Genomic DNA, 9749 nt, shown 5'->3' with positions numbered 1-9749 from the left:
GCCAGATTCTTCAGAATCACAAATCGTAATCTTGGGAGATAGCAGATGAATCATAGAATTAAGCTATAAAACTTGTGAATTTATTATAAATAATGAAGAGTGGTTTCCGGAATTTATTGCTCTTCAGGCAAGGCAAACGGAGAAGGAAAAAGCTTCGGATATTCCTTCTTGGGTTGCTTATGAAGGATATAGTCCATTATCAGGTGAGAGTGGAAAGGAGTTTGCTAAGCGTGTCTTAGATGATAGATATGGTGCTGGAAATTATCCAACTGGGCCGGGGTCTGAGTATAATAAATTGAAAAAGCATGTAGATCGAGATAAAAGTATAAAAAGAACAGGAGAAAAAGATGAATAAAGCTTACGAATTGATTTTCAGCTATTCTAAGAAGCATAATGATTTAACATACAGAGAAGAATTTTTACTGGGAGTATTTGCAGATAAAAGCGTGGCATTCTCCGCCATTAATCTCTATTTGAATTTGCCGGGATTTCAAAACTTCTCAGTCAATGATTTCAGGATAAAGACGTTTATTCTTGACCAGGGAAGCCCCTGCTTAAATCAAGCCGATTTCTCTTGTGAGGAGGTTTTTGTGTTGGGATATGGCTATTCCATTGATAATACATATGATGTAGGCGGAAGTTTAGGCATATTTTCGAGCTTAGAACGAGCTAATGCAATGTTGGAGTTTTATAAAACCTGGGATATATTTATTTTCCATAGCCAGCCGGCTATTGGTGGTGAATTTTACATTGATAAATACAAAATAAATGAACTGCATTGGAAAGAGGGATTTGTGTAAATCGCTAACAATGTAATGATAGATGGGATATTGTATTATTTTTGTATGTTTATAATCATAGATTCGGCGGCAGCCATCCACGAAAGAAAGTATACCGAAGCGGAAGCTTCTGCAAAAAATCTTTCTATCAGCGCAGGAAATACCATCACCCTTTCCGGCGCATCCATTAAAGCGGATGACAAAGCAGACATGACAGCAGGAAAAGACATCCGCCTCACCGCAGAAAAGGACCTTTATGCAGAAGATGCTTCCGTAGGGAAAAGGAAGGGTTCCTACTACCAGCGTCTCAAAACAGAAGATGAAGCAGTGAAAGGCACCCTGATTTCCTCTGCAGGCGAAGTGCGCCTTAAAGCAGGGGAGGACATCTCCCTGAAAGGCAGCGGCATTACTTCCGAAAAGGGAAAAATCTCCTTGACTGCCGGTGAAGATATCTCTATGATGGATGAAAAGGAACATCACGAAACCATCCACGAATACCACTCCCATGTATCCGGCCTCCTCTCTTCCAAGACCAGGGACCTCTATGAAGCAGGGAAGACAGACACCGTGAGAGGAAGCCTTATCTCCGGGAATGAAACCCATATGGAAAGCGGAAGAGACATGACCATCACAGGAAGCGCCGTCGTCAGCGATAAGGATACCACCCTTCTGGCCAGAAGAAACTTCAAGGCCGACAGCGCTGAAGAAAGAAGCGGCAGCACCTACCGGGAATCCGTCAAAAAGAGGGGCCTCCTCTCCGGAGGCGGTCTGGGCTTTACTATGGGCAGCGAGAAGAGAAAAGACCGCTATGACAGTGAAGCCGTAGAACAGGTAGGAAGCACCATAGGCAGCGTGGAAGGAAGCGTCCACATCGGCGCGGGGAAAGATGCTGCCATTTTAGGCAGTGAAGTGACTGCGGGAAAAGATATTTCCATCAGCGGAGAAAACGTCAATCTCCAGCATACAGAAAATACATACAGCTCCCTGGAAAAGCATGAAATGGCAAGGAGCGGACTTAGCGTATCCCTGGGAGGCAGAACCGTAGAGACGGTTCATTCCATTGCAGCACCGCTGATGCGGGCAGGAGAAGTAGAAGATGCCCGCCTTAAAGGACTGTATGCTCTTCAGGCAGGTCAGACTGCAGGACAGTTAATCCGAGAGGAGAAGGATGCTGGGTATGTAGTAGAAAGCCTTCGACATAATGCATCAGAAAGTGCAAATATGTGGGAAAAGGCACGAGACTGGGATGCAGCCGACCGGATAGAGAACAGCCGTCTGGGTAAGAAAAATTCCTTAAATAGGCGCAAGTTATGATGTCGCAGATGAAATCCCAGAAGATGATGTGCCTATTTGGATAAGGCTTTTGCTAAAAAAGGAAAGATAAAATGATAAAAAACTAATATCATTTATTATATCAACCAATGTAAATAGGCAAGAGAATCAAGGAAAGCATATAAAACAATTATATAGTCCGAATTGTATAAATATGAGAGGTAAGAAGTGGATTAAAAGGATTTTATCGTGGATGTTATTCTTGATTGTTCCATATATCATTTTGAGTGGAATAAATGACAGTGGAAGAGATAGGACATCACGTGAGCTCTGTCCGCAAGTGAAGTATATTCATGACATGGAAAATTATGAGTCATTGGGGAAAGTGCTGAATGTGATTTGGAGGACACCTAATAATTATCACTTGATGAAACAATTTGTAACTACTGAAAATAAAGACAGCATTTTACGCTTTTATGGAGATGAATTACACAGAGAGGGATGGGAATATAGAGGTCGTGTTAATAATTTTAATTATTCTACCAATGCGCTAAATTCAATAACTTATCGTTGGGAAAAGACAGAATATTGCTTTGAAATTACTTTTATGGTTGCTAATGAGATTCATATGAAGCAGACAGATGATGGGAAACTTATATATTATATTAATGTGTTGCCCCAAAAGCAGAGAGTAAGTTTGTGATGAAAAGGAACACCACGAATACCACTCCCACGTATCCGGTCTCCTCTCTTCCAAGACCAAAGACCTCTATGAAGCAGGGACGACGGACACTGTGAGAGGAAGCCTTATCTCCGGGAATGAAACCCATATGGAAAGCGGAAGAGACATGACCATCACAGGAAGCGCCGTCGTCAGCGATAAGGATACCACCCTTCTGGCCAGAAGAAACTTCAAGGCCGACAGCGCTGAAGAAAGAAGCGGCAGCACCTACCGGGAATCCGTCAAAAAGAGGGGCCTCCTCTCCGGAGGCGGTCTGGGCTTTACTATGGGCAGCGAGAAGAGAAAAGACCGCTATGACAGTGAAGCCGTAGAACAGGTAGGAAGCACCATAGGCAGCGTGGAAGGAAGCGTTCGTATCGGCGCAGGGAAAGATGCAGATATAGAAGCCTCCCACGTTTCAGCCGGTAAGGACCTGGCGGTTAGCGGAAAGAACGTGACTATCACCAGTAAGGATAATGAATACACCAATAAAGAAGAACATGAGTACAAGAGAAGCGGGCTCAGTGTATCCCTGGGAGGCAGCTTTGTCAGCGGTGTGAACAGCGTGATTCAGCCTCTGCAGAAATCTGGTGAGGTTCAGGATGGAAGACTGAAGAACCTCTATATGGCTGATGCCGGTATGAATGGGCGTACCGCTATTCGCAACTTTGACAGTGCAGGCAAAATCAAAGCAGGTCTGGCAGTGGATGTAGGGTTCAGCTCTGTATCCTCTACATCCAAAGCCTCTTCCTATGAGACACAGGCACAGTCATCTACCCTTACGGCCAAAGAAAAGGCAGATATCCGGAGCGGAGAAAATCTGTCCATCCACGGCTCCACAATCCAGGGCAAAGATGTGGACCTGGAAGCGGAGAAAGATATCCGGCTGACTGCTGCCGAAAACCGAAGTGAAATGGATATTCATGAAAAGACAAAGAACGGCGGTATTTCCACCTCCTGGGGCATCGGCGGCCTTTCAGGAGTCAAGGTTTATGGACAATCCTCCAAAGGCATGGAAAATGCAGCATCTCTGACTCATACCGCAAGCGAAGTTTCTGCAGAAAATACCCTCCATGTATCCGGTGGCAATGACACAATCATGACAGGAAGCCGCATGGAAGGTGGTAAAGTAGTGCTTGCAACCGGTGGCAGTCTCCGTATAGAAAGTTTGCAGGACACCGAAAGTTATAAGAGCAGAAGTAATGTGAAAGGCGGGGCTCTGGCAAGCGATGTATTCAAAGACAGCGCAGGCCATAAAAAGCTGGACAAACCCTACCTCTCTGCAGAAACGGCCAGAGGCTATACGGATTCTGACTATGCATCTGTCAAAGAACAGGCTGGAATCTATGCAGGTCAGGAAGGTTATGATATTTCCGTCAAAGACAATACTCACCTTAAAGGTGCTGTCATAGACAGCAAAGGCAGCGTGGATAAGAATACACTCCGCACCGGGACTTTAAGCTGGGAAGATATAGAGAACAAGGCTGATTACACATCCGGCGGCAGTGGCATTTCCTATACGGCCAAACTGGGCGGCAATGTAAACAAAGACATCCCATCTTCTAAAGAAAACAGCCGGTACGATAAAGAACCGGGTATGAATACCCATAACGAAAGCGATAAAGTCATCGGAACTTTCGATGGAAACCGCATTCCTCTCAATGAAAGAGGTCTTTTAGGTGTGCCGTCAGCAGCGACCAAAGGAAAAGCTGATTCTACTACCAAAGCAGCCATGGCACCGGGGAAAATCGTTATTACCGATACAAAGAACCAGAAACAGGATGTCACCGGACTGGATAGAAATATCAGGGACAGCCTGAACAAGCTGAAAACCATCTTTGACAAGACAAAGGCAGAAGAGCGGAAACAGCTGGTAGAAGAAATGAGCATCGTAGGCAATGAAGCCATTCACGAACTGGCTGCAAGAAACGGCTGGGGTGAAGGTTCTATAGAAAAGACCGCCCTCCATGGCCTTCTTGGCGCCATGACCAGCAAAGCGGCTGGAAGCAGTGCCCTTGCCGGCATCCTTTCCGGCGGTGTGCAGGAATACGCCATGGGATACCTGCATGACCATATGCCAAAAGGCTGGGCAGCAAACCATCCCGATGAAGCACAGATGATTGCAGCCGGATTAGGCATGATTGTGGGAAGCATCTCCAATGATAAGAAGATAGGTGGATATATCGCCCAGATGGGAGCTAAGTGGAATTTGGAACTTAATGAGCATGCGAAAGATAAAAGACAAGAGGCTTGGAGAAAACAGAAAGAACTTTATATAGAAACTTATCAAGAGGTAAAACAATCAATAGATCCTTTGGTGTATTCGCCTGATGATATTAGTAATGATGAAGTTATTTTAAAAGAAAGATATGAGCAGGCATGTCAGTATGGGGAATTGCCTATTGCTACAAGCCTTTTGGGATATTACCTTGATGGAGATGACCATAGACATGGTATTACTAACATTGAATATAAAGATGGATTACGAATAGTTGAATTTGGAGAAGCCTCATCAATAAATAAGGCTTTAAAATATAATGAAAATATGAATTTATGCATTATAGCAAATACGATTCGCAATGCATATAGAGATGGGAACATCACTATTCCTACATATGTGGACAGTTATTACTTTTATAGTAAAGGATTGGATACTACATTGGGGTTAGGTAGTGCAACGGCAATTGCATCTGTTAAAATCACTGATAGTGAAGTTCAGGCCAAAATAACGATAACGGATTATTATGATTTTGGTCGAAAAGAAGCTGTATTAGGTGATTTCTTAAAGGCGGCTTATGAATTACAACAGTCCGGGGCAAAAGAAACATTCGCTTATAAAACTACTTATGATGTTTCATACTCAATTGAAAATTTAAATGATTATATGCAGGGATTTGGTGGCTGAGAAAGTTATGTACTGGGGATATTTAATGCTTTAAAAATGGGCATAAATCAAAGCTAATAATGAAAATATACATATCCATAAGGGAGAAAGGAGCAAAGCAATTGATTTGGAGGCTCTTGTTTTCGTGTATCCTGACAGTGATTCTTGTCTTTCTTAATGTTAATTCTTTTAAATTAGATAAGACCGAATACTATGGCGATTTTAGATATAAATTAATTTCCAATATGGTGTTAATTGACAATTTGACCGATGTTGTTATTGAGGCCCACTGCTTTTCTTTATATTTTGATTATCCTTATATATATACATATGGTATTACCGGATATGCTAAAACAGGCGTGCTGCCAGTTTTTACCTCGAATGAGAAAATTATCAATCAATCATATTACGATACGCTTACAAATGAGAAGTTTAGCTATATTGTTAGTAGTTTGAATGAAATAACCGGGTCATATGTTAGTAAAATAAAAGTATATAATGATTTTATCAATGCCACTAATAAGGATATATGCATATATAAAATGCTTAAGGCCGAAGGGGAAACAAAGAAAGAGGCGTTCGTTCGCAGGCAGACGGATGAAAAGGAACCACTGAAAAAGATGTATGAGGTTCGAATAAGCGGATTAAATCAATTAAATCAATTGCTTTCAGATTCTTAAAACTAGTGATATGTGATAATATTATCATTGGTAGTTTTAGGGAAGCGCTGATTCAATCACTGTCTGCTTTTATTCTTGGATTTTTATGCAATGCAAGGAATGGGACGACGCGAATAGCGAGCTATTTAAGGAGTTCCATGACGAAGCAGTGCATAAAAATTCTTATAAAAGCGGACTTTATGAATTAATCGGTGCTTCCCTAGATATAGTGATGGGGCGGGGAGTGTATCAGGAATCCGGTACAATGGAAGCACATTCAGGTTTTCCTAAGAAAGATGCCCCATTCAGTCCCTTGAAAACAGGTCTCTGGTATACACTTTTTCCTTCACCGGAAGCAGATCTTCGCTTACCCGGTTGGCCAGGATGATGTCCGATGTCTTCCGGAAACCGTCCTGGTCATGGGTGACAGGCACGCCTTCAAAGGTATCCTTGTCCAGGGTGGGTTCATAAATGATAAGGTCGATTCCCTTTTCCTTCAGCCTATCGATGATACCCTGGATGGCGGAGGAGCGGAAGTTGTCGCTGCCGCTCTTCATGGTGAGGCGGTATACACCCACCAGTCTGGGGGAGAGGGAGGCGATGTGGTCCGCAATGTACTGTTTCCTTGTTTCATTGGCTTCCACCACCGCACGGATCATGGTTTCCGGCACATCCTTGTAATTGGCCAGAAGCTGCTTGGTGTCCTTGGGCAGGCAGTAGCCGCCGTAGCCGAAGGAGGGGTTGTTGTAGAAATCGCCGATGCGGGGGTCATAGCCCATGCCCTTGATAATATCGGCGGTATGCAGTCCTTTTTCTTCGGCGTAGGTGTCGATTTCATTGAAATAGGCCACGCGGATGGCCAGGAAGGTATTGGAGAAGAGCTTGATGGATTCCGCTTCCGACGAGCCTGTAATGAGCACGGGAATATTTTCCTTAATGGCTCCTTCCTGCATGAGGGAAGCAAAGAGCCGGGCCTTTGGGAGGAGGGCTTCCTTCCCTTTGGGAATGCCTACGATAATGCGGGAGGGATAGAGATTGTCGTAAAGGGCCTTCCCTTCCCGAAGAAATTCCGGCGCAAAGAGGATGGAAAGCTCGGGATACCGGGCGGAAATTTTCTTGGTGTAGCCGATGGGGATGGTGGATTTGATAATCACCACCGCTTTGGAACCTGCCTGGCGGATCTGGGTAAGAATGGACTCCACCGCCCTGGTGTCAAAGCGGCCGGTTACGTCGTCGTAATTGGTGGGAGCGGCAATAATGATAAGCTCCGCATTCCGATAAGCACTGTCCCCGTCCAGGGTGGCTGTGAGGGAAAGCTCCCTGTTTTTCAGATAGTCTTCAATATAGGCATCGGCAATGGGAGACTCCTTCCTGTTCACCATGTCCACCTTTTCAGGGATTACGTCCACCGCAGTCACATCATGGTGCTGGGCAAGGAGAATGGCATTGGAAAGACCTACGTAGCCGGTACCGGCAATGGCTATTTTCATAAATAATTCCTCGCTTCTTTATAATGATAGTCTTTATCCTATTATACTCTTTCTGGCGGAACGTGGGAACAGCGGCGTGACAGGGGACAGGAAACTGTGGATGAAAAGTTTCCTGTTGAGCGTGGGGACAGTCGTGGTTCATTGGGGCAGGAAACTATTCACGAAAGGTTTCCTATTGAGCGGGGAGGCGATGGCGGTTCATGGAGACAGGAAACGATACGCGAAGGGTTTCCTATTGAGCGTGGGGACGATGGCGTGTTCATGGAGACAGGAAACTATTGGCGAAAAGTTTCCTATTGAGCGGGGGGACGATGGCGTGTTCATGGAGACAGGAAACTATTGGAGAAAAGTTTCCTGTTGAGCGTGGGAACAGTGGTGGGTCATAGAGACAGGAAACTATTTGCGAAAGGTTTCCCATTGAGCGTGGGGACAGTCGTGAGTCACCGCGACAGGAAACTATATGCGAAAAGTTTCCTATTGAGCGTGGGAACAGTGGTGGGTCACCGTGACAGGAAACTATATGCGAAGGGTTTCCTGTTGAACGTGGGGACAGTGGTGGGTCACCGCGACAGGAAACTATATGCGAAGGGTTTCCTATTGAGTGTGGGAATAGTGGTGATTCATAGAGACAGGAAACTATACGCGAAAGGTTTCCTACTGAGCGGGGGGACAATGTGGGTCATAGAGATAGGAAACTATTGGCGAAAAGTTTCCTGTTGAGCGTGGGGACGGTAGTGAGTCACCGCGACAGGAAACTATATGCGAAGGGTTTCCCATTGAGCGTGGGGACGATGTGGTTCATCTCGACAGGAAACTATATGCGAAAAGTTTCCCATTGAGCGTGGGAACGATGGCGGTTCATGGAGACAGGAAACTATTGGCAAAAAGTTTCCCATTGAGCGTGGGGACGGTAGTGAGTCACCGCGACAGGAAACTCTTAGCGAAAGGTTTCCTGCTGAGCGTAGAGACAATGCGGTTCATAGAAACGCCCCTCCTTCCTTTTCTCTCTCCTTTGTGATACTATATTGATAGAAATCGAATTACAAGGAGGCATTTCCATGACACTTGAAATTGGTAAAAAGGCGCCGGATTTTACCCTGCCCTCTGATAGCGGGAAGGATATTTCCCTTCATGATTATGAAGGACAGAAAGTGATTCTTTATTTTTACCCCAAGGATAATACGTCAGGCTGCACCCTGGAAGCCAAGGCTTTCCGTGACCACCTGGCGGATTTCAAAGCCCTGGGCTATGCTGTCATCGGTGTGAGCCGGGACTCTGTGAAGAAGCACTGCAATTTCCGTGATAAAAATGAGCTGAATTTCCCTCTTCTTTCCGATGGAGAAGAAAAAGTGGTGAACCTTTACGGCGTGCTGAAGGAAAAGAGCATGTACGGCCGGAAATACATGGGCATTGAGCGTTCCACCTTCATCATCGATGAGGAAGGAAATCTGGTCAAAGAATACAGAAAAGTCAAGGCCTCTTCCCATGTGGAGGATCTGCTGAAGGAATTGGGGAAATAAGGAAAGAGCTGTGAAAAAATGTAAATCATTTTTTCACAGCCCCTTTTATTTTGTCTTTATGAATAAGCCGGCCCTTTCCGCCGACCGGTATTTACCGGCTATGGTTTCCTCTGTGCCACGTACCAAGATTCTTCGCTTTGCTCAGTATGACCATGAAGGCGGGAAGGGCAATCCCGTAACGCTGACTTTATAATTATTGCCCGCAGGGCAAGCCACAACCCTCTGAACCGGCCCTCTCTTCCCGGACCCTTCGTTCCAGCCCCCTTTGGTGCCTGCGGCACCACCTTCACCCATAGGGAAGCGTGTCACTGGATTCTCAGTCGCCCAAGGGCTCCCTACGAATCCAGTTCCCTTGCCCCCCCGCTGAAGCGGGGGGGACAATAAGGGAGGGGGAACCCTCTGAACCCGGGGCCGCGAAGCGGCC

The 9749-nt window shown here is 45.3% G+C and carries 7 protein-coding genes; 6 read left to right on the top strand and 1 reads right to left on the bottom strand.

Annotated elements, in window-relative coordinates; genetic code table 11:
- Positions 1-347 precede the first annotated feature (347 nt).
- The 5 genes from Q0482_RS05360 (at position 348) to Q0482_RS05340 (ending at position 6336) form a co-directional block, all read left to right on the top strand.
- Positions 348-800 carry a hypothetical protein gene (locus tag Q0482_RS05360; protein WP_299144331.1) on the top strand — a complete coding sequence of 151 codons (453 nt, stop codon included), beginning with the start codon at positions 348-350 and terminating at the stop codon, positions 798-800.
- Positions 801-845: 45 nt separating this feature from the next.
- A complete protein-coding gene (locus Q0482_RS05355) occupies positions 846-2093 on the top strand; it encodes a hemagglutinin repeat-containing protein (protein ID WP_299144319.1) in 1248 nt (415 codons plus the stop codon).
- Between the two features lie 172 nt (positions 2094-2265).
- Positions 2266-2754, top strand: a complete 489-nt coding sequence (locus tag Q0482_RS05350; protein ID WP_299144316.1) for a hypothetical protein — start codon at positions 2266-2268, stop codon at positions 2752-2754.
- A gap of 91 nt (positions 2755-2845) precedes the next feature.
- Entirely contained in the window at positions 2846-5677 is a 2832-nt protein-coding gene (locus Q0482_RS05345) for a hemagglutinin repeat-containing protein (protein WP_299144313.1), read from the top strand.
- Between the two features lie 59 nt (positions 5678-5736).
- The gene (locus Q0482_RS05340) at positions 5737-6336 is read left to right on the top strand and encodes a hypothetical protein (protein ID WP_299144310.1); all 600 of its coding nucleotides are present in this window, start codon (positions 5737-5739) and stop codon (positions 6334-6336) included.
- 284 nt (positions 6337-6620) lie between these two features.
- Here the strand turns inward: Q0482_RS05340 and Q0482_RS05335 are convergent, their stop codons facing one another.
- Positions 6621-7805 carry a nucleotide sugar dehydrogenase gene (locus Q0482_RS05335; RefSeq protein ID WP_299144308.1) on the bottom strand — a complete coding sequence of 395 codons (1185 nt, stop codon included), beginning with the start codon at positions 7803-7805 and terminating at the stop codon, positions 6621-6623.
- 1058 nt (positions 7806-8863) lie between these two features.
- Here Q0482_RS05335 and bcp point away from each other — a divergent pair.
- Positions 8864-9325 (top strand): thioredoxin-dependent thiol peroxidase, encoded by a 462-nt coding sequence (bcp, locus tag Q0482_RS05330; protein ID WP_299144305.1) that lies wholly within the window; start codon positions 8864-8866, stop codon positions 9323-9325.
- Positions 9326-9749: the final 424 nt, after the last annotated feature.

This window comes from uncultured Dialister sp., from assembly GCF_937959425.1.
Taxonomy (GTDB): Bacteria; Bacillota; Negativicutes; order Veillonellales; family Dialisteraceae; genus Dialister.
This window is presented reverse-complemented; position numbering and strand designations above follow the sequence as displayed.

Excerpts from the sequence above, each read along its gene's own strand:
- Q0482_RS05360 (WP_299144331.1), top strand. The coding sequence starts at position 348 with ATGAATAAAGCTTACGAATTGATTTTCAGCTATTCTAAGAAGCATAAT.
- Q0482_RS05355 (WP_299144319.1), top strand. The coding sequence starts at position 846 with ATGTTTATAATCATAGATTCGGCGGCAGCCATCCACGAAAGAAAGTAT.
- Q0482_RS05350 (WP_299144316.1), top strand. The coding sequence starts at position 2,266 with ATGAGAGGTAAGAAGTGGATTAAAAGGATTTTATCGTGGATGTTATTC.
- Q0482_RS05340 (WP_299144310.1), top strand. The coding sequence starts at position 5,737 with ATGAAAATATACATATCCATAAGGGAGAAAGGAGCAAAGCAATTGATT.
- Q0482_RS05335 (WP_299144308.1), bottom strand. The coding sequence starts at position 7,805 with ATGAAAATAGCCATTGCCGGTACCGGCTACGTAGGTCTTTCCAATGCC.
- bcp (WP_299144305.1), top strand. The coding sequence starts at position 8,864 with ATGACACTTGAAATTGGTAAAAAGGCGCCGGATTTTACCCTGCCCTCT.